Below are 19,995 nucleotides of genomic sequence, written 5' to 3'. Positions count from 1 at the left end.
GAATCTGTTATGTCGACTATCACTAAGCAGGAAAAGCAGCTCGCACGCCGCGTTGACGACCTCACCGCCAACGACCCGCAGTTCGCCGCCGCCAAACCCGACCCGGCGGTAGCCGCCGCCCTTGCCCAGCCCGGGCTTCGACTGCCCCAAATCATCCAGACCGCGCTGGACGGTTACGCGGAGCGGCCGGCACTGGGCCAGCGCGTCGCCGAGTTCACCAAAGACCCTAAGACCGGACGCACCTCGATGGAGCTGCTCCCCAGCTTTGAGACCATCACCTACCGCCAGTTGGGCGACCGTGTCGGAGCGCTGGCGCGCGCCTGGAGGCACGACCTACTGCACGCCGGCTACCGGGTCTGCGTGCTAGGTTTCAACAGTGTCGATTACGCCATCATCGACATGGCGCTCGGCGTGATTGGTGCTGTGGCGGTTCCACTGCAGACCAGTGCGGCGATCACCCAGCTGCAGTCGATCGTGACCGAGACCGAACCCAGTATGATCGCGACGAGCGTAAACCAGCTGCCCGATACTGTCGAGCTGATCCTGTCTGGCCAGGCGCCAGCGAAGCTCGTTGTGTTTGACTACCACCCCGAGGTCGACGAGCAGCATGACGCAGTGGCAACCGCCCGGGCGCGGTTGGCGGACAGTAGCGTGGTGGTCGAGAGCCTGACCGAGGTCCTCGGTCGCGGCAAGACGCTGCCAGCTACGCCGATCCCCGTGGCCGATGACTCTGCTGACCCGTTGGCGTTGCTGATCTACACATCTGGCAGCACCGGCGCACCCAAGGGCGCGATGTATCTGCAAAGCAATGTCGGCAAGATGTGGCGCCGGTCAGACGGAAACTGGTTCGGGCCAACCGCCGCGTCAATCACTCTTAACTTCATGCCGATGAGCCACGTCATGGGCCGCGGAATCCTCTACGGCACGCTCGGTAACGGCGGCACGGCTTACTTCGCCGCCCGCAGCGACCTCTCGACGCTGCTGGAGGATCTCAAGCTGGTGCGGCCGACCGAGTTGAACTTTGTACCGCGCATCTGGGAAACCCTCTACGATGAATCCAAACGCGCAGTTGACCGTCGGTTAGCCAACAGCGGCTCCGCCGACCGTGCAGCCATCAAAGCCGAAGTTATGGATGAACAGCGGCAATCCCTGCTGGGAGGACGGTACATCGCGGCTATGACGGGCTCGGCGCCAACCTCCCCGGAGTTGAAACACGGGGTCGAGTCCCTACTCGAAATGCATCTGTTGGAAGGCTACGGCTCCACCGAAGCCGGCATGGTCTTGTTTGACGGCGAAGTGCAACGTCCGCCGGTTATCGATTACAAGCTGGTCGACGTTCCGGATTTGGGCTACTTCAGCACCGACCAGCCTTATCCGAGAGGTGAATTGCTGCTCAAGACCCAGAACATGTTCCCCGGCTACTACAAGCGTCCTGAGGTTACCGCCACCGTGTTCGACAGCGACGGTTACTACCAGACCGGAGACATTGTCGCCGAAGTCGGTCCCGACCGGCTCGTGTACGTCGATCGCCGCAACAACGTGCTGAAACTCGCGCAGGGCCAGTTCGTCACCGTCGCGAAACTCGAGGCAGCGTTCAGCAATAGCCCACTGGTCCGGCAGATCTACATCTATGGCAACAGCGCACACCCCTACCTGTTGGCTGTTGTGGTGCCGACCGAGGATGCGTTGGCTACCAATGACATTGAGGTGCTCAAACCGCTGATTATCGATTCTTTACAGAAAGTAGCGAAAGAAGCCGACCTGCAGTCCTACGAGGTGCCGCGCGACTTAATCGTCGAGACTACACCGTTCAGCCTGGAGAATGGCCTGCTCACCGGTATTCGCAAGCTGGCGTGGCCGAAGCTCAAGCAGCACTACGGCGCGCGACTCGAACAGCTCTACGCCGATCTGGTTGAAGGTCAGGCAAATGCACTGCACGTGCTAAAACAAAGCGTGGCGAACGCTCCGGTACTGCAGACGGTGAGCCGAGCCGTGGGCACCATTCTGGGAGTGGCGACCACCGATTTGCCGTCGAATGCGCACTTCACCGACTTAGGAGGAGACTCGTTGTCCGCGCTGACATTCGGTAGCCTGCTACGCGAACTCTTCGACATCGATGTGCCGGTGGGCGTCATTGTCAGCCCTGTCAACAACTTGGTGGCGATCGCCGACTACATCGAGCGCGAGCGGCAGGGCACGAAGCGGCCCACTTTCATTGCCATACACGGTCGTGACGCTGGCAAAGTGCATGCCAGTGACCTCACTCTAGACAAATTCATCGATGTATCAACGCTGACTGCCGCGCCCGTATTGGCGCAACCCGGCACCGAGGTGCGCACCGTCCTGTTGACCGGCGCTACCGGCTTCCTGGGGCGCTACTTGGCCCTGAAATGGCTCGAACGGATGGACCTGGTCGAAGGGAAGGTAATCGCTCTGGTAAGAGCCAAGTCCAACGAGGACGCTCGGGCCCGGCTCGACAAGACCTTCGATAGCGGAGACCCCAAACTGCTGGCGCACTACCAGGAACTGGCAACCGACCACCTGGAGGTCATCGCCGGCGACAAAGGCGAAGTAGATCTGGAATTGGACCGGCAAACGTGGCGACGACTGGCCGACACGGTCGATCTGATCGTCGACCCCGCCGCCCTGGTCAACCACGTGCTGCCGTACAGCGAGCTATTCGGCCCCAATACGTTAGGCACCGCCGAGCTGATTCGGATCGCGCTGACCAGTAAGCAAAAGCCGTACATCTATGTGTCGACAATCGGCGTCGGTAATCAGATTGAGCCAGCAAAATTCACCGAAGACTCCGACATCCGAGTCATTAGCCCGACGCGCAACATCAACAACAACTATGCCAACGGCTACGGCAACAGCAAGTGGGCCGGCGAAGTGCTGCTGCGCGAAGCTCACGACCTATGCGGTCTGCCGGTCACGGTCTTCCGCTGCGACATGATCTTGGCCGACACCAGCTATGCCGGTCAGCTCAACGTCCCCGACATGTTTACTCGAATGATGCTGAGTCTAGCCGCCACCGGCATCGCACCCGGCTCGTTCTACGAGCTAGACGCCGAGAGCAATCGGCAACGCGCCCACTACGACGGTCTGCCCGTCGAGTTCATCGCCGAAGCGATCTCCACCCTGGGAGACCAAAGCCTGCACGATCGAGACGGGTTCACGACCTATCATGTAATGAACCCGCACGACGACGGCATCGGTATGGACGAGTTTGTGGACTGGTTAATTGATGCCGGCTGCCCTATACAACGCATCAACGACTACGACGAATGGCTGCGACGGTTTGAGATTTCGCTGCGCGCCCTGCCCGAAAGGCAGCGTCACAGCTCACTGTTGCCGTTGTTGCACAACTACCAGAAGCCGGAGAAGCCATTGCACGGGTCGCTGGCACCCACAATCCGGTTCCGTACGGCCGTTCAAAACGCGAACATTGGTCAGGACAAAGATATTCCGCATATCTCGCCGGCAATCATCGCCAAATATGTCAGCGATCTGCAGCTGCTCGGGCTGGTTTGAAGACAGGCGGGTCGATCGCCAGCCTGAGTACCGTTTTGGACGTTTCAGCCTGCCCAGGTTGAGGCAGCCGAGAGACTCTTGTCAAGGGCACTCCGGGTACTTAGTACCGTGGCGGCGAAGGCCAAGGAGGTAGTGGCTCCTAAACACCATCAGCGCCTAGGGCGACGCCAAGCAGACCCTTTGGTTAGCATCGAGCAACACCGAAGCCAGCGGCGGACACTGGCAAGGACGGCTGCTCGGACTTCTCTAGACACTAGCGCGACGTCGATCACGAATGTTATTGCTGATGCGGCCAACGCACATAATTGGCATCAGATGCGCCGGCTGCCGCGCCCACACGCTGTCGATGCGGCTACGCCCGTGGCGTAGCCGCATCTGGTGAACTACGCCACGAGCGTTGACTCCTACGCGGCCGAGACGAACGGCACCGAAACCACCCGCTGCGGCAGGTGCTGCGGAGCAATGTAGCGGACCAACCGTACAGTAAGACGCGCCAAAACGACGCCAGCACCAGCTGAGTACCCTGATGCTGCAGGATGCAGCCTGCACGCTTGCGCCCGAGGATTTCAGCAACCGGATTGCAACAGGTGTCTCTGGTGTTACGACAGCAAGCCAAGAACCAGCAGCACGACCGCGGCCAAAACCATAGATCCGACGCCGGCGAAAAGGAGGGCAGCCCAACGGCTTCATGTCCCAGCGCAGCCCCGGCAATGCCGATGCCACTCACAATAGCCAGAAATAACAGAAGTAAGTTTTGGAAGCCCTTGGGTGAGCGCAAGTAGTGTTATGGTCTCAGGCTTCGTACACAGTCATGCCGAACATGGCTTGGGTGCGCGCAGAAGTCCACGTCAACGATTCCATGGTGAAGACGTAGACGTGCAGTACCGCCGGCGAGGGCGACGCAGATCAAACCGGCGGCAATCATCATCCCGCTCCTCACGACTCGAATAACCCCGGCTGACTCAACCCGGTGACCCCGACCGGCGGTGTCATGCACAGGTACGTCCAGGCCTGCGCAGTAGCCACCCGGCCGCGCGGGGTCCGTGCCACCATGCCGGCACGCACCAGAAACGGCTCACACACCTCTTCTACGGTGGTCGCCTCCTCCCCGACCGCCACCGCTAACGTCGAAACCCCGACCGGACCGCCGCCAAAGCTGCGAGTCAGCGCCGACAATACCGCCCGATCCAGTCGGTCCAGGCCCAGCTCGTCGACGTCGTAGACCGCCAGAGCCGCCTTAGCGACATCGCGGGTGATGACGCCATCAGCACGGACCTCGGCGAAGTCACGGACCCGGCGCAGCAACCGGTTAGCGATCCGCGGCGTCCCACGCGAGCGTCGAGCGATCTCCGCGCCTGCCTCGACGCCCAACTCGATGCCCAGAATCCCAGCCGCGCGAGCCAACACCCCCTCCAACTCAGTAGGCTCGTAGAAATCCATGTGTGCGGTGAACCCGAACCGGTCACGTAACGGTCCGGTCAGCGCGCCGGACCGTGTGGTAGCGCCGACCAGAGTAAAGGGTGCGACCTCTAAGGGAATCGATGTCGCTCCAGGCCCTTTTCCGACGATCACGTCGACCCGAAAGTCTTCCATCGCTAGGTACAGCATCTCCTCCGCAGGCCGGGCAATACGGTGGATTTCGTCGATGAACAACACGTCGTGCTCGACCAGGTTGGATAGCATCACTGCCAGGTCACCTGCGCGTTCCAGCGCAGGACCGGACGTCATCCGCAACGAGGAACCGAGTTCAGCAGCGATGATCATTGCCAGCGACGTCTTACCTAACCCCGGAGGACCGGACAGCAGAATGTGATCCGGTGTGGCGCCACGATTCTTGGCCCCTTCAATGACCAGCTGGAGCTGTTCACGCACCCGCGGCTGACCGATGAACTCCCGCAATGAGCGGGGCCGCAGGCTGACATCGATGTCGGCTTCGCCGACGGTCAGCGCCGGGGAAACATCCCGATCCAAGTAGTCCTCGCTCATCGGGTCTTGCCCAGCAACGACAGAGCAGCCCGCAAGGCGCTGGACGTTGCCACCGCCCCATCTTTTCCAAGTTCACCGTCGAGCACCTGGTCGGTCGCTTCCTCGGCCTGCTTGGCCGCAAAACCCAGCCCTACCAGGGCTTCGACCACAGAACCTCGCACCGCGTTGCCGTCAGCAGCAGTACCCACAGTCAATCCAGACGCCCCTACCGGGCCAACCTTGTCGCGTAACTCCAGCACTATCCGTTCGGCACCACGCTTGCCGATACCGGGCACCCGGGTCAGCGAGGCGACATCACTATCGGCCAGTGCCTGCCGAAGCGCCGCAGCGTCGTGCACGGCCAATGTCGCCATGGCAAGGCGAGGCCCAACTCCCGAGACTGACAGCAGCGCTAGGAATAGGTCACGGTTCTCGGCATCAGAAAACCCGTACAACGTCATCGAGTCCTCGCGCACGACCATTGCGGTGACCAGTCGGGCCTGGCTGCCCTGCCGCAACGTCGCCAACGCCGACGGCGTCGCGTTTACCCGATAGCCGATACCGGCGGCTTCGATGACGGCGTGGTCAAGTGCCACCTCGAGTACCTCGCCGCGTACCGAGAAAATCACCGGGTGGCCTTAACCTCGCCAGCTACCTTGGCCCGATAGGCCTGACGGTGCCGCGCGCCCAGCGCTTCGGCTTCTGCCATCCGCGCGATCATTGGTGCTCTCCAGCAGTGGCAGATCGCCAGGGCCAACGCGTCGGCCGCATCGGCCGGTGTCGGTTTAGCTTGCAGTGCAAGGATTCTGGTCACCATCGCGGTAACTTGCGCTTTGTTGGCGGCACCATTGCCGGTAACTGCGGCCTTAACCTCACTTGGGGTATGGAAATGTACGTCGATACCGCGTCTCGCCGCGGCCAACGCGATCACACCGCCGGCTTGTGCCGTACCCATCACCGTCGACACATTCTGCTGAGAAAAAACCCGTTCGATGGCCATAACATCCGGATGATGGGCGTCCAGCCAGTGTTCGACGACATCGCTGACAGCCAGCAAGCGCTTGGATACCGGTGCGTCCGATGGTGTGCGCACCACATCGACATCCAACGCAACAACTTGGCTACCGCGCCCATTTTCGACGACAGACAACCCGCACCGCGTCAACCCGGGATCGACGCCCATCACGCGCATCACATACTCCCCATCTAACAGCGCACAATGTTCGATAGCCTAGAGGCCAGTCTAGACAGCATCTGGTAGGACACGCGGTAGCATGGCTTGTCGGCCGGCCCGTTACGCTGCCGAGCCCACCGACAAATCTTAATTCTATTAGGTACAGGCACGAAAAGGTCTGTATGAGAGAACTGCCGGTTGTCCTTGCTACGGTGCTGCTCACTGTATCCATCGTTATTCTCGTCATGGCTTTGCGGCGACCCAGGACAACGGCACCGACAGGCTAGCGCCAAGACCTGCTTTCTTGTTAACACAATGCCGCAATTCGCGTCTCGGCAGTTCGGACCTGGAACCATCTTCAGTTACGGCAACGTGGACTAAACCAGTTTCGTGGAGCGGTCACCTATCGTGAAAGCCCCTTGATCTGGTAGGAGCATCTGCTGAAAAGTTGCGACCAGCTGCTCTGGTTCAGCATCGAAGACGACGATGGACGCCTCAAATTAATAATTAATGTGGTTTACCCACAACGACATCAAGTGGTTGCGTCCCGACAACTAACAAGTAGTTGACGGCGTGACGTTTAGCCGATCCGAACGTAGCCGCGCTAGCTACACCACCGAAGGGACGACGAGCCTACCACCCGGCGGGAGATGGACTTCGTCGACTGCGCCCCACGTCAACGAGACCGCGCTGATGTCTTTCGAGCGCTGGGCGCCGGATTATACCGTGGTAAATATCGACCAACAAGTCCATGCTAACCGACTAACGCACCATCTACCCCGCGCCCCAACTATACAGCATAAGACCGCAGAGGATTAGGTCTGGTGCCTGCTTTCATCAGCTCACCATAGTTCCTGCCGACAGCGACGGCAGAAGGTTCGGACGCGCAGCACTTAACGCGGCCGCGGCTACCACCTTACGTTCCGCACCGACCACACACGACTAGAAGACGTTTCGTCTGCTCGCAAACAGACTCTACGAACGATGCGCGCAGCAAGTCAGGTGGCTTGGTGACATGTTCCCCGGTGATGATGCCACGTTCATCGCATTTGCCGCCGAACCCGCCGGCACTGACTGGCGCTGGCAGACGTGGCACCTGTATCCACGATGTCCTTTGAGGTCCCGGAGGGACGGTGGTCCACACCGCGAGCCGGTGGCGTCCATGAGTCGCAATCGTCTTTTTGTGATTGCCTGCACTCTGATCGTCGTCACCACAGTGTCGCTGATTTCAGAATCATCTTGCCGGACAAGAAAATTAGCTCGTATATTGCATCACGCTATCACGAACATTCCCATGATGTCAACGGAATTCGCTGCGTCTGCAACGGATCACCCACCCAAGTAATAGCACAGACACACACCGGCTATCAGAAACCCGAGGCGCGCACTGCCAACAACACCAACCAATACCTGCGCTACAGCAACAACATTGTGACCGTAGGCTTGTTCAGCAACTACATGTGCAAGCATCCGCGTCGAACCGCTCAGCGCCGGATACAGTCACGGGGCGTTCATATTCCTCGGCCGCGGGTTAACCCCAGGATCACCATAGGGGTGGTACCAGACGGAGGTCTCGCCCCGAAAACCTCAGCGGAACCAATAAGGAGACATACAGCCATGAACTTCACCGTCCAGACCGACACCGTCAACCTCAATCCCATCTTGCGCGGCGTGGTTGCCAGCTTCCTGTACTTCCTGGTAGTCGTAGCCATCCTGGCCACCAACTTCGTCACGGTCGATGCGTTGATCCCAGGACAGTTGCAGCAAATGGCTTTAATTAACCGCCGGCCTAACGCCGTCGTCACCATCAGCACCATCGCCAGCGGCGTGAGCCAGCTCAGTCAGGGGCTCGTCGGGGTGGCAATATATGGTTTCATGGGCGTGGTCATATTAAGGGATATCTCTGGTTGACACTAGAGCATAGTGACACCCGGCAATTTCCATAAACACGTCGAAAAACCCGAGCTGCATCCGGCCCCATGTTCGCGACGGCTCTGATGCTGCTGTTAGTGCGGGGAGTAACCGCCACCGCGCTGTCATGAATTCTATTCCGGTGCTCGCAATCAGCTGGCTCACCGAGTTGCCACGACGGTGGCGAGCCGTGCTTCTGGCCGTCGTCGCCGCGTGTGTGACATGCGGCATCATCTATGAACTCGCACAACCGACCCTGCCGACAAGCTTGAACGGCAGCGGCATCGTCGCAACTTCACTGATCGTCGCGAGCTACATCGCCGTGTTGGGTGCTGAGGCCTTAGCAGTCAAACTGCTGCTAACGCACATGCGGCTATCACATTCATCGCGGTCGATGCGCTGCCGGACATCATCAACGGCCTGTCTGCAGCGGCGCTCTAGCGTTTATGGGCGGGGTTAACACGGGTCCTGGCGGTGAGTACAGCGCTGATCGATCGTCTTGGTCGGTGCCGAGGTGCTGCTGCAACGCGGTCCTACGAACCCCGCTACGGATATCGGGATATCTCCGCCCCAATCATCGCCTACCGGCACACCGGCTGTCTACCAGGAGGTAGGTAACCCAACGTGGTAACGACATACGGCTGTACTTGGACGGGGTTCTGCAGTTTTCCACCCAGGACGACTACCAGTACACCTAGAGCCTCGTCTACCCCGCACTCGGTAATAATGCATACTCGGTATTGGTGCCAGACGCCGCGCCCGGCCAGTAACCAGTAACTTGTCCGTTTAGACTTCAAGGTGTCGTCGTGATGGTCATTTGGTGGTTATTTTTTGCTGGTTTGGTTTGGGTGGTGTTGTGGTGGGCTGGTGGGGTGTGGGTGGTTGATCTGCGCTAGAAGGTTGCCGTATGTGCCGCCGACGGCCGGATCATCGATGCACTGTTCACTAACACGATACTGCTGCACCCGGCGGCATGCCTGCTTGCTGGCTGAGGGCCGGTCAACAAGCCGCCGACACCGATACCAGCGGCAGAAATGGTGCAAGGGATAACATCAGGTGCGAATAGTTATACCGTGCACGGGGACGTGCCTGTTCAGGTGCGGCCACATTGACCACGCCGACACCTCAAGGCCATGACATGCACACTAAAACGCCCCTACCCCGCGGCGCTAACAACTATCCTCACACCCACGCCTGCATCGATATCGCCTTCAGCACAGCCCAGGTGCCCAGCCCCTGGCATCATCAACATGTAGACCAAGCAGCACCCACCACCGACATGCTTACGTGCGCCGCGCTAATCGTGTCCACTGCGGCAAAGCACACGAAGCCTCATCGAAAGCAGGCAGTCAGCCACCCACCAACAAAAACCCCGCAACACAGCAAAACACGTCAACAGGATTCCGGGCTGCCCCCCACGACTACCGAACATATCGGCCAGTCATAAAACGCAAAAACAGCCATTTCACCCACCACCTATGAAACCAACCGAACAACTCACCGCCACAGACACAAACACGACAGCTTGACATCGGCACAATCGTTCAAGTGGAGCTCAATCCCGCAGTGATCAACGTAAGTAACGCGCACCACACTGCGGGGCGCCAACAGCGGCGCACTGGACAACCCGCGGTGGCCGTCGTGATCTACGACCCAATGAACTGGCTGCGCACCTCCACTGTGAGCTTGCGCTCCGCCGGAGGCTTTGACACAGTTCATCATCGACCTTACCGACCCTGATACCCCCATGCTGAGCCGGCCGTATTCCAACGAGTTCTGTGTATTTGGCGCGCATGCGCTGGCTCCCGCAGAGCTGATGGTCGTGCAGGAAGCCCGTTTTCCACCCCGACAACGTTTTGGAGGATAGTCTCGACGATCCCCGGCCGGCCTGTGCTATGCTTTATCATCTCTGCGTGCCCATCTTAGGTTATTGGAAATGTGTCTTGGCACCCCCGGGCGACACTGCGCCCACACCCGGCATACCGAAACAACGTTTAGCCGCGGCGATTCTTCAACCCGCAAGTGCTCGAGACCGCAACCGTGTTCTCCAGCGACATCGGGCCGCTGACACACTCGGCCCGTCGACTTTCCAGCACCCAAGCACCATCGAAGACAGGCGTCACGACTATCAAACTAATGGAATCTGCCGATGGCCAGAGCCGTCAGTGGCTTCCGATCTTACTGCACCCTTGACCCAGTGTGTCCCGCTGTAGCTCACTCGCCGTCAAGGGCGGCCAACACCTCGTCGGATACATCGGCATTAGTCCAGACATTATGCACGTCGTCGCTGTCCTCTAGCGCGTCGACAAGCTTGAATACCTTGCGGGCGCCATCGAGGTCAACTGGCATGCTGACCGACGGCTGGAAACTAGCTTCAGCTGACTCGTAGTCGATGCCGGCATCCTGCAACGCGGTGCGGACCGCAACCAGATCACCTGGCTCGGCAATCACCTCGAAGCTGTCACCAAGGTCGTTGACCTCCTCAGCGCCGGCGTCTAGCACCGCAGCGAGCACATCGTCTTCGGTGAGACCGTTCTTCTCCAAGGTGACCACGCCCTTGCGAGAGAACAGGTAGGCCACCGACCCTGGATCAGCCATGGCACCGCCATTGCGAGTCATCGCCACCCGCACCTCACCAGCTGCGCGGTTGCGGTTATCGGTCAGACATTCGATCAGGACCGCCACACCGTTGGGTGCGTAGCCCTCGTAGGTAATGACTTGCCAGTCGGCACCACCGACCTCCTCGCCAGCGCCGCGTTTGCGCGCCCGTTCGATGTTCCCGTTGGGCACCGAGCTCTTCTTCGCTTTCTGGATCGCATCGTAGAGCGTTGGGTTGCCCACTGGATCACCACCACCGACGCGAGCCGCAACCTCAATGTTCTTAATCAGCCGGGCGAACATCTTGCCGCGGCGAGCATCAATGACAGCCTTTTTGTGCTTGGTGGTGGCCCACTTGGAATGGCCGCTCATCGGTGTGTAGAACCTCTTCTGTTACCTGACAGTCGCACAACAAGTTTACGTGCTAGCTGGCCCGCACACTTACCCCTACCGCCTAAGAATGCCCAAGCGTCACAGATTTTTGAGGCATGTCGGTTTGTAAGGAGTGATAACGCATGCGCTATGAATTTTTCGAAATCACCCCGTCACCTGTTGATGGTGCAGATGTGACTGATGTGCACTTTCCTGAAACTCAGGCGATTCCGTTGACAATGTCAACGAATAACTGGTGGATGCGCCGGTCGCTGGTCATCTCCGGGTGAAACGCCGTAGCCAACATTGAGCCCTGCCGCACCGCGACAGCGTGGCCCGCAGCTTGAGCCAGCACCTGCACGCCATCGCCGGCCCGTTCCACCCAGGGCGCACGGATGAACACCGCACGCACCGGATCAACAAGACCAGCGAACCCAATATCGCCTTCAAATGAATCGACTTGGCGTCCAAAAGCGTTGCGCCGCACTGTAATATCGATAGCACCCAACGGCAGCGCCTCACGCCCACACACGCCAGCGTCGAGGATCTCACTGGCCAGTAGAATCATACCCGTGCACGCACCGTAAGCCGGCAACCCGTCGGCCAGACGCGCACGCAACGGCTCTAGCAACTCGCAGTCGAGCAGCAGGTGGCTGATGGTAGTGGATTCGCCGCCGGGAATGACCAGCGCGTCAACCTCGTCCAGCTCACCGCGGCGACGTACCGGCATGGAGTCGGCCCCGGCTTCGCGCAGCGCGGTGAGATGCTCACGGGTATCGCCCTGCAGCGCCAAGACGCCCACCCTCGGAAAGCTCACAACACGCTCCACTGCGGAGTCAGCCGGGTATCCCGCGGGAAAACGGATCAGCCCCTCCTGCATGACGGCTGCCACCATAGCCGCGTTGTGGCATAAGCAAGCGAAAAAGAGGCATTTGGAACCTGTTACGACTCAAACAGTTCAGGTAGCTGCTCATTTAGCAATGCATCCACCACCGTGATCAATGGACAGCCGGCCTGTTGGAGAGTGTCACTCGGACTCATGTTTGCCAGCATCCCGTGATACGGGGGACGATTACGTCAGCAGAGATGCGTATTTATAGCCTTGACGGCGCGTAGATGTGCAGTACACCAATTCGATAAGTTCCTGGTCAGCAGTCGCTGACCAGGAACTTATCGAATTGGTGTACTAGTTTGCGCAAGCGCAACGCACAAAGGTCTGTACTGCACTCGTATATAATCCGTGGGACCTGACTCATCAGGCGATGATGCGAGACACCTGGCTTGGTTCCGCCTTGCGTGACTGGTTCAGATGTGATTGCAGCAAGCCGAAACCGATACCTTCAATTCCTCTTGAAAACCTAATCCATACTTAGTTTTTAACAAGAATGTACGTGATGGATTATTCGACGAACTATCAACAAGAACAGCTTCTTATCTAATGATATAGAATTGAGAAATTTTCACTGGAAACAGTGACCTGCTGTCCGACCTGTCACCGGATTTCGCGTTGCAGCTTGTCGTGAAGCGTCGAACCCGCTGCCGAGAACCCCTTACAAGTACCAGACATCCGAACCACCAAATTGGCTCCAAGCCAACGACACCAATTCGACTGATCCGACATGCGATTCGGCTAGGGCGCCGATCAATCCCATGAGTAGCTTGCTGGAGATTTCCGCCAAGTTGGCGAAGTCATCGGTTACCACATCGGCCCACCAAGTTGCCGGGTGCAGTAGCGCTTCGGCGAGTGCGTCTTGGACCTGGTCACCAAGTTCGCTCCAACTGCTTCCGATGCTAAGCGTGATCAACACGTCGACTGTACGCACGACCAGCTGCCCGATTACCCAACTGTCCAGCAGTGCACCAAGCCGACCTTGAGCTTGTCGAACGGTGCCGGCCAGGCGGGAGGTTGTCGGACGCGATCACCCAGAGCAGTTGCCGCGGTTCAGCGATGGCCATGGAGTGCATCGCAATCATGCGCAAGGACCCGTCGTAATCGATCATGCAGTGAACGGCATCGCCCAAGCAAAGACAAACATGCAAATGAACGCGAACGCCGGCCATCGTCACGAGTTGCTCTCGAGGCACATCACAGCAACGGTCGACATGCACTACAAGGCGAATTGAAATACGCCAACAGCGCGATGACCGTCGACGCGGTAAATTCCCGGTACCACTGATCATCAGTTATGGTGGCCAACGCCTCAAGCAGTTCGTCGGGATTTGTTGCCGCCACCACCTCGCCGAGGATGGATACAAACACCTCCCAAGCCGCCAAGTAGCCGAACAATCCGACGTCGGTGAGCCAGCCAAAGCCGAGTAGCTTGAACACCGGCTAGACGACCTTGCCAACGTCCACAGCGTAGCTGTGGTCTATCTCACATATGCGATGACGTCGTCCGGGGACAGCTACGAGATCTCAGCGTCACGCGGTAGCAGATTAAAGAACGCCCACAACATCACTGACATAGCCAAGAGGATAGTGGGCTTATGCAGAAACATCTTCTCCGCACCCCACATTGTCACCAGCACAGCTTTGGAGTAGAAAAACCGATAAGGTGGAAGCTCCTTGGTGAACGGCAGCAAGTCGCTGCGCAGGATCGTCGACTTGAACATCCACGCGATGAGGAGCGCCACCACTGAGATACAACAAAACACCACCACTCTCTGCGCGCTGAGGCCTCACCAGCTTCTATATGGCGCGCACAAAACACCGATCAGCAAAGTGAATACCAGTTAGGCGAGCGTGATAGGTCATCAGCGACGCAGACAGGTACGGTGGCGATTCGGTCGCTTTACGATGGCAACGTTCGGGTAGCCATAATGCCCGAGACCGCACAGGCGAACGAGTACAGCAGACAACAAAAGCGCAGCCTTCCAGTCCGGTTTTGACCATTACCCGTTCCATGAGAAACGCAGCTCGTGCCATATAGCCCACATTTCCAGCAGAGCAATCAACAAAAATATGCAGTGCAATCCTCGGGATGAACTGCAGGACAATGCCGACACCGCCGATGATCCCGTAGCCAAGTAGACCTGTCAGCACGGAGTTACCGGAAAGATCGCCGACCGTGCCGCCCAGCCAGACAAGCACTTGGTAGACCAAATCCTGCAGTGGCGCCACAGCGGTGAACACGACCTAGAAGAACACAAACATAACCGCGAAAAAGACGACGGAGCCCCATAACGGTTGCAACCCAACTTGTTCAATTCAGATTGAACTCTGATCCTCTTGTGGCACAAAGTAATCAACGACATTGAGCACCGATCTTCCCCGGGCTTCGGCAGCGTCGTGATCAGACGGTAGGAGATCGGCGGCCGCTGCCATCGGCTACCTCGTAACCCGTCTATTACACCGTGAACCACGGTGCACTACGATTGCAGTTACAAATATTCCCATCGCTGCCGACAACGCATCGATGTCGACCCGGCCTGCCAGGGTGGTTAATTCGTCATTCATAGTTGAGTGCCAGTAGCCTACTCGGAGCGCCTACGCCACAAAAAGGATCGAACGACGAAGCGTGGTGACGTCGGTAACCACCACGATCGCATCAGGACGGTCGATGTCGTCGAGCTCACCGGAGAGCAGATTGCGTAACCACTTGCTCGTCCGGGCTGATCGTCTAAATATTAGGTGTCGGGAAAGTCTCCGACGGCGTTGGTGACGCCGTTGACCTTGATGGTGCCTACACTGCGGCCGACCGTTACACCCGGATAGTTTCCAGTCTTTTGCGCGTAACCTGGTCAAACGATTGAACACCTTGGTCTTGCCGACGTTCGAATTGTCGACCAGTACTACTCGGTGGGTACCCGCAATGGCAATTGGCCGCGATCGCCAATGTAGCAAGACGTCATCCTCTGTGCCACTGGGACAACTTCGATCAGTCGCGCTTAGCGGCGACGGAGACACAGTTCGATGTCTTGCACCCGGTAGATTATTGGATCACCAAGTGGTGCGCGACGGATCGCTGTGATAGATGCCTCCGAAAGAAAACCTAGTTGCTGTAGCCGAGTCGCTACGGCAGATGTTGCGTGGTGTAGCGTGCCTAACTATGACAGCCAGCTGGCCGAGCACCAAATGAGCTATCGGGATCACCGAACCGGACAGGTGCGAACTGGAATTGACCCTATGAGATCTGCCTCCATCTGAGCATGATCCGTCCTAACATTTCGCCTATATTTTGGCTAGATATACCTAAACCGTTACATTATTTACCTCCATTCTACGATTCTTGGCTATCCGCACGTGCCAGTGGCTGCGTACGAATACCGGGTTGCGGTCGCGGTATTCGTCGGGGACCGAGCTAAGGTAATCACGACAACGATAATTAGTGCTGCTACAAGAATTTTGCGGAAGGCCGTTACGTAGCATGCAGCGTACAGAAGTGCATAACTGCTGGTTCCAGCCCAGATCGGTACCACACCCGGCCTTGCAGTTTTACGTTATATAACTAGTTCTGCTAAATAAAAATGGTGCAATTCGTAGCCAGGTTCGTAGTCTCCAGTTGTGTTGAAATATACCGACAACCTGACATCCTGGTTAAGTGCAAGAGTGTTAAACAGGGGTTAAATAACGGTAGCTTTTCTCGCTGGTTGATAAACGAACAGGGAGAATTGCAATGGCGGGCAAGTTTAGAGATCAGCAAAGACAAGGTGAGTAAGTTCTGGTTCCATCTCACAGTCCCCAATGATGCAATTACCTCCGCTAATCAATTCTATGGAATAAACTCCAACGTAGAAAAAATATATAGAAGCGGTTAAAACGCACGCACCTAGTGTTACGACCCGGTGTCAATATCGGCACAAAACCGCTACGACGCAGCGACCGATAAGACGTTACTTATCTACCTGCGGATATTGCAGTAGCTGCTGGAGTCAGGAATGTCGGCATCAAACCTTATTTCTTAGAGTCTTCCGACCGGAATGGAATGCTATATGTTCCGTGAGCGAGGAGGTTTGCGGTAGGTCACCGTACAACATAACTCAGGGCTCCGCTGTTGATTCCCGAGATCTGCTCACCTAACCTTTTCAGACTTTCTGCACAACACCCTTTGGCAATTCCGTTTTTCTGTACAACACCACCAACTGGTACGAGAATACCCTGCACGCACCGACCTATGACAGCACTTACTGGTTTGGTACCGAAGTTAGTGGGGGAAGATATCGAAGGCGGTTACAGCGACTCGACAACCAAATCAAGCGCAAAGTAGAGCAGCACCAAAATGAACTTGCCGCCAAATCGGTCGATTATGTGCGGCTTGGTACCACAATAACAGAAATCTTTCGTAATAACCCGCGGGAAACCAAATGATTCCATTACCGTTAAGTACAAACGATGGCAAGCGGGAATTTTGTGTCACGATTTCGTTATTATTTGCCATCCACGGTAAGTCTACTGTTGAATTACTGGCTAATCCACTGCAGCGCAGCTTCATACTATTTTTGTAGTAACAGATCTAGTCAAAATTCTTCACCATACCGGTGGAAAAAATCAATAGCTTTGCTTGATCTGGAATTCTATATTTAGACTGAGGTCCTTGTGTATAGTTCCACCAAACTGTGTTTACAGAATCTTTTAGAAGTCAGCGATATTTAGTGGATCAACATGTGTGGGCGAACGCAATGTTTTTATCACCACCTAGTACAATAAAAACAACGATAATTACACTGATGCGGATTGTCAGTATGGACTAATGGGCTTTCTGTACGCCAATGATTTCGCTTACCCTAACATAATTTATCATCACGCGTGTGACTACCACGGCTACTAGCATCCGAGATGGCGCACTGTAGGAACTATTTGGAAATGCAGGGTGAAATGTGGACCCGGTATATTAGTTCGTTAGGCTGCTCAAAATCTACCGAAACAGTGCTGGAGTTCAATCACTTCATGGTCGACAAAGCCGCGCACACTACCATCAGAGGTGGGGAGAGCACAGTTTGATTATGCGGAAGGGTCAGCTATACCACTGAGGCCACCATCAGTGCCTAGTACCGCTGCATCGGCCCTCTGGTTTGCCGCAGCATTATCTAGGCTGAGTAACAAAGTACGTTGACGCGCCGACGGTGTGATGTGCGGCCTGGGTGCATGCCGCATTGAGATATGAAGGTGATTCCGGTTGGTTGAGGAAGTATCTAGCGGATGCCATCCGGGTCAATGCCGTGGTGTCGAGAGACGCCTCAAGCAGGGTGTTAACTGTGCGCAAGCGCGACACAAGGCGTTTCATATTGCCGGGCGGAAAGCCCGAACCGGACTAGTCAGCGATCCGTGAGTGCGACAAAAAACTTAATTTTGGAGTCACTCTCGATCAGAACAGACTGCAGGAGATAGCCCGGTTCCGTGCTCCCGCAGCCAATGAACACAGACTGGAGGTTAGAGGCGACCATGCTTTCCGCATCCAATTGCCGTTGCGACAACGCAGTCGGCAGAAATCAAGGAACTTCGCTGACTTGATTTCTGCGTGACCAGCTCTACACTACCGATCTCACTCCTTTGCTGACAATGCAAATGCTACCCGCGCTGGGGTGGTCAATCAAGGTGTTAGGAAGCCACAACTCTCTACCTTCTCACCCTCCGGATGACAACGAGTGTGGCACCGATAACGAGACCAATATCCCGGTAAGCGGTAAGTACGATGAACTATGGTAGCTAGTCAAGCAGGGATCGGCGTGCTGAACCTTTGAGTGCCCGCAAAGCCATCTCGTTGACCAGGTCCTCAAGGAGAGCCCGCATCAGGCGATCCAGTACAATTTCGGCCCACCGTTGGTCCGCGCCGATGTTGCACCCACGCTGGCGCCGGTGCGAGAAGTGTCTTGTGGGGCAAAACACGGCACCATGCAACGACACCCAGCATGTGTTATCGGCATCATCGATGATCAATTCGGATTCTGAAGGTGCCTAAATTCCTCGTGGCCTTTCTCTCTAATAATGCTGCTGGAACTTGGTTTTAAAGATTTTACCGCTTGCATCGCGGGGTATCGCTGCTAAGAAATAAACGACTTTCAGACATTTGTAGCCCACCAGATACTTGTGACAAAAATTCGATGATGTCATCCAGGTTCCATTTCAGTAGTGGTGATGACAACGATCGCCTTGACGGATTCACCACAGAAGTTATAAGAAATACCTATTACCGTGGCATCATAAACAGCAATATGTCCGATAAGCACGCTTCCACCTCAGGTCTGTACACGTTTCTCGCCAGCGCCGATTATCATGTCCTTCAACCGGTCCTAGATGTACTATATGTATGAGGTAACCATCGGCGCCGAGGTGACCGATGTCTCCGGTGCGCAACCTAGACATCTGTGGTAATCGTGTCGACAGTTGCTTGTGGCTGATTAAAATAGCGGCTTATGCGCTGATTGTTTTGTATCCAGATCTCGCCGGATTGCCTGATAGTTTGGTTAGTTACCTGATTCGGGATCAACGCTCTCGATTTCGTTGCTCAGCAATTCTTTTACGGGTTACAGCAACACGTTGAGTAGCCTGTAATCGCGGTGTTTTCCCGTTAGGGGCGGTGATCGCGCTGCAAAATTTCTTTTGTACTTACAGCTGGATGAAATTAATGCGGGGCCAAGCTGCGAGCACTCGCCATAGCATAGAGGCATAGTGGCTGTTACATACATAACGTAGCGCAAGCCGGAGAAGGCACTCACCGCCACGTGACCGACGTCCAGAAACTGGGCAATCACCGGGGGCATCAAAGATGCATAAGTGTCCCGGAATTCAGGGAGCCGATTAGTGTTGCAGCTCCGGGTTCGCGGGCCAGGCTAGTTGGCGCCTTGACCCTGATATCAAAAATGCGTACGAAAACCCACCGACGTAGAACAGGGGCCATCGCAACCACGTTCGCGTCCCCCTTGCCTAACAGAAACAGCTGGACCAAGCTCTTGATGTGGTTGACCAAGGCGCGTCGGCTTAATACGAACCCTTTGGGCCATCCGGGAAGGCCCGAGCTGTAGATCACCAGGGCGGTGTCAGCGTCGACACTATACGGGTCGGCGGCGACCGATATAGCTGCAACGAAACAGGATTCATAAGGGTCTTCGTTCTGACTAGGGCCATAGCCACCACAATGATGTGTACTAAAACCGGGGATTCGCGCACTAATTAGCTCAATTGATGACTGCAGTTTGGCACCAATGAAAAACACTCGTGCGTCACTATCGTTGAGCACATGGCCGAGTTCATCACCGATTACTCGCCAATTGACGATGTTAGCCACCGAACCAATACAACGCGGCCACAAGCAGAATGTCAAAGCAAGCCGGGTGGCTTTCGTCCAGGAAATACCACACACTGGCCACGCCGCACAATTGGCTGCGTGGAGCGCGCCCGCTGCACGACGAATACGCGACATCCACTGTGCCCAGGACCACTGTCACTCAACATAGTGAATCGCTATGTAATCGGTACTGTACCGGGCGCCGACATGTGATAT

Annotated in this window: 13 protein-coding genes and 4 pseudogenes; 5 read left to right on the top strand and 12 right to left on the bottom strand. The window is 56.6% G+C overall.

What is annotated here, in order from left to right:
- The first annotated feature begins 9 nt into the window (after window positions 1-9).
- Window positions 10-3,534, top strand: a complete 3,525-nt coding sequence (gene car / locus ML_RS02385) for a carboxylic acid reductase (protein ID WP_041322427.1) — start codon at window positions 10-12, stop codon at window positions 3,532-3,534.
- Between the two features lie 617 nt (window positions 3,535-4,151).
- On the opposite strand, the pseudogene ML_RS18530 reads toward car, so the two are convergent.
- The 4 genes and pseudogenes from ML_RS18530 to ruvC form a co-directional block, all read right to left on the bottom strand.
- Window positions 4,152-4,462: pseudogene (locus ML_RS18530) on the bottom strand (DUF1304 family protein); the annotation flags it as partial.
- Between the two features lie 8 nt (window positions 4,463-4,470).
- Entirely contained in the window at window positions 4,471-5,520 is a 1,050-nt protein-coding gene (ruvB, locus tag ML_RS02375; RefSeq protein ID WP_010907747.1) for a Holliday junction branch migration DNA helicase RuvB, read from the bottom strand.
- A complete protein-coding gene (gene ruvA, locus ML_RS02370; RefSeq protein ID WP_010907746.1) occupies window positions 5,517-6,128 on the bottom strand; it encodes a Holliday junction branch migration protein RuvA in 612 nt (203 codons plus the stop codon). Before ruvA ends, ruvB begins: the two co-directional genes overlap by 4 nt.
- The gene (gene ruvC / locus ML_RS02365) at window positions 6,125-6,691 is read right to left on the bottom strand and encodes a crossover junction endodeoxyribonuclease RuvC (RefSeq protein WP_010907745.1); all 567 of its coding nucleotides are present in this window, start codon (window positions 6,689-6,691) and stop codon (window positions 6,125-6,127) included. Before ruvC ends, ruvA begins: the two co-directional genes overlap by 4 nt.
- 888 nt (window positions 6,692-7,579) lie before the next feature.
- Between ruvC and ML_RS15025 the strand changes: the two are divergent.
- From ML_RS15025 to ML_RS18525, 4 genes and pseudogenes are all read left to right on the top strand, one after another.
- Window positions 7,580-7,839, top strand: a pseudogene (locus tag ML_RS15025) (DUF2617 family protein); the annotation flags it as partial.
- Window positions 7,836-8,225 (top strand): annotated as a pseudogene (locus ML_RS02355) (DUF4247 domain-containing protein). The pseudogenes ML_RS15025 and ML_RS02355, both read left to right, overlap by 4 nt.
- A gap of 65 nt (window positions 8,226-8,290) precedes the next feature.
- A complete protein-coding gene (locus tag ML_RS02350; RefSeq protein WP_049769663.1) occupies window positions 8,291-8,584 on the top strand; it encodes a hypothetical protein in 294 nt (97 codons plus the stop codon).
- Window positions 8,585-8,711: 127 nt separating this feature from the next.
- Window positions 8,712-9,348: pseudogene (locus ML_RS18525) on the top strand (hypothetical protein); the annotation flags it as partial.
- Window positions 9,349-10,798: 1,450 nt separating this feature from the next.
- On the opposite strand, the gene ML_RS02335 reads toward ML_RS18525, so the two are convergent.
- From ML_RS02335 to ML_RS02305, 8 genes are all read right to left on the bottom strand, one after another.
- Window positions 10,799-11,554 (bottom strand): YebC/PmpR family DNA-binding transcriptional regulator, encoded by a 756-nt coding sequence (locus tag ML_RS02335; protein ID WP_010907744.1) that lies wholly within the window; start codon window positions 11,552-11,554, stop codon window positions 10,799-10,801.
- Between the two features lie 220 nt (window positions 11,555-11,774).
- The gene (gene pdxT, locus ML_RS02330; protein ID WP_010907743.1) at window positions 11,775-12,371 is read right to left on the bottom strand and encodes a pyridoxal 5'-phosphate synthase glutaminase subunit PdxT; all 597 of its coding nucleotides are present in this window, start codon (window positions 12,369-12,371) and stop codon (window positions 11,775-11,777) included.
- A 733-nt stretch (window positions 12,372-13,104) separates the two neighbouring features.
- Window positions 13,105-13,377, bottom strand: a complete 273-nt coding sequence (locus ML_RS02325; protein WP_010907742.1) for a hypothetical protein — start codon at window positions 13,375-13,377, stop codon at window positions 13,105-13,107.
- A gap of 263 nt (window positions 13,378-13,640) precedes the next feature.
- Window positions 13,641-13,883 carry a hypothetical protein gene (locus tag ML_RS15015; RefSeq protein ID WP_010907741.1) on the bottom strand — a complete coding sequence of 81 codons (243 nt, stop codon included), beginning with the start codon at window positions 13,881-13,883 and terminating at the stop codon, window positions 13,641-13,643.
- A gap of 77 nt (window positions 13,884-13,960) precedes the next feature.
- Window positions 13,961-14,191 carry a hypothetical protein gene (locus ML_RS15010; protein ID WP_041322424.1) on the bottom strand — a complete coding sequence of 77 codons (231 nt, stop codon included), beginning with the start codon at window positions 14,189-14,191 and terminating at the stop codon, window positions 13,961-13,963.
- 52 nt (window positions 14,192-14,243) lie between these two features.
- Window positions 14,244-14,687, bottom strand: a complete 444-nt coding sequence (locus ML_RS15005; protein WP_064430388.1) for a hypothetical protein — start codon at window positions 14,685-14,687, stop codon at window positions 14,244-14,246.
- Between the two features lie 755 nt (window positions 14,688-15,442).
- Window positions 15,443-15,526: a hypothetical protein gene (locus ML_RS14995; RefSeq protein WP_330944697.1), complete on the bottom strand. Its 84-nt coding sequence runs from the start codon at window positions 15,524-15,526 to the stop codon at window positions 15,443-15,445.
- A 3,728-nt stretch (window positions 15,527-19,254) separates the two neighbouring features.
- A complete protein-coding gene (locus tag ML_RS02305; protein WP_081439310.1) occupies window positions 19,255-19,914 on the bottom strand; it encodes an AMP-binding protein in 660 nt (219 codons plus the stop codon).
- Window positions 19,915-19,995: the final 81 nt, after the last annotated feature.

The sequence above is a fragment of the Mycobacterium leprae TN genome (assembly GCF_000195855.1).
Classification (GTDB): domain Bacteria; phylum Actinomycetota; class Actinomycetes; order Mycobacteriales; family Mycobacteriaceae; genus Mycobacterium; species Mycobacterium leprae.
The sequence above is the reverse complement of the archived record's forward strand: the minus strand, read 5'-3'. Positions and strand labels throughout refer to the sequence as shown.

Excerpts from the sequence above, each read along its gene's own strand:
- ruvC (WP_010907745.1), bottom strand. The coding sequence starts at position 6,691 with ATGCGCGTGATGGGCGTCGATCCCGGGTTGACGCGGTGCGGGTTGTCT.
- ML_RS02335 (WP_010907744.1), bottom strand. The coding sequence starts at position 11,554 with ATGAGCGGCCATTCCAAGTGGGCCACCACCAAGCACAAAAAGGCTGTC.
- ML_RS02305 (WP_081439310.1), bottom strand. The coding sequence starts at position 19,914 with ATGTCGCGTATTCGTCGTGCAGCGGGCGCGCTCCACGCAGCCAATTGT.
- ruvB (WP_010907747.1), bottom strand. The coding sequence starts at position 5,520 with ATGAGCGAGGACTACTTGGATCGGGATGTTTCCCCGGCGCTGACCGTC.
- car (WP_041322427.1), top strand. The coding sequence starts at position 10 with ATGTCGACTATCACTAAGCAGGAAAAGCAGCTCGCACGCCGCGTTGAC.
- ML_RS02350 (WP_049769663.1), top strand. The coding sequence starts at position 8,291 with ATGAACTTCACCGTCCAGACCGACACCGTCAACCTCAATCCCATCTTG.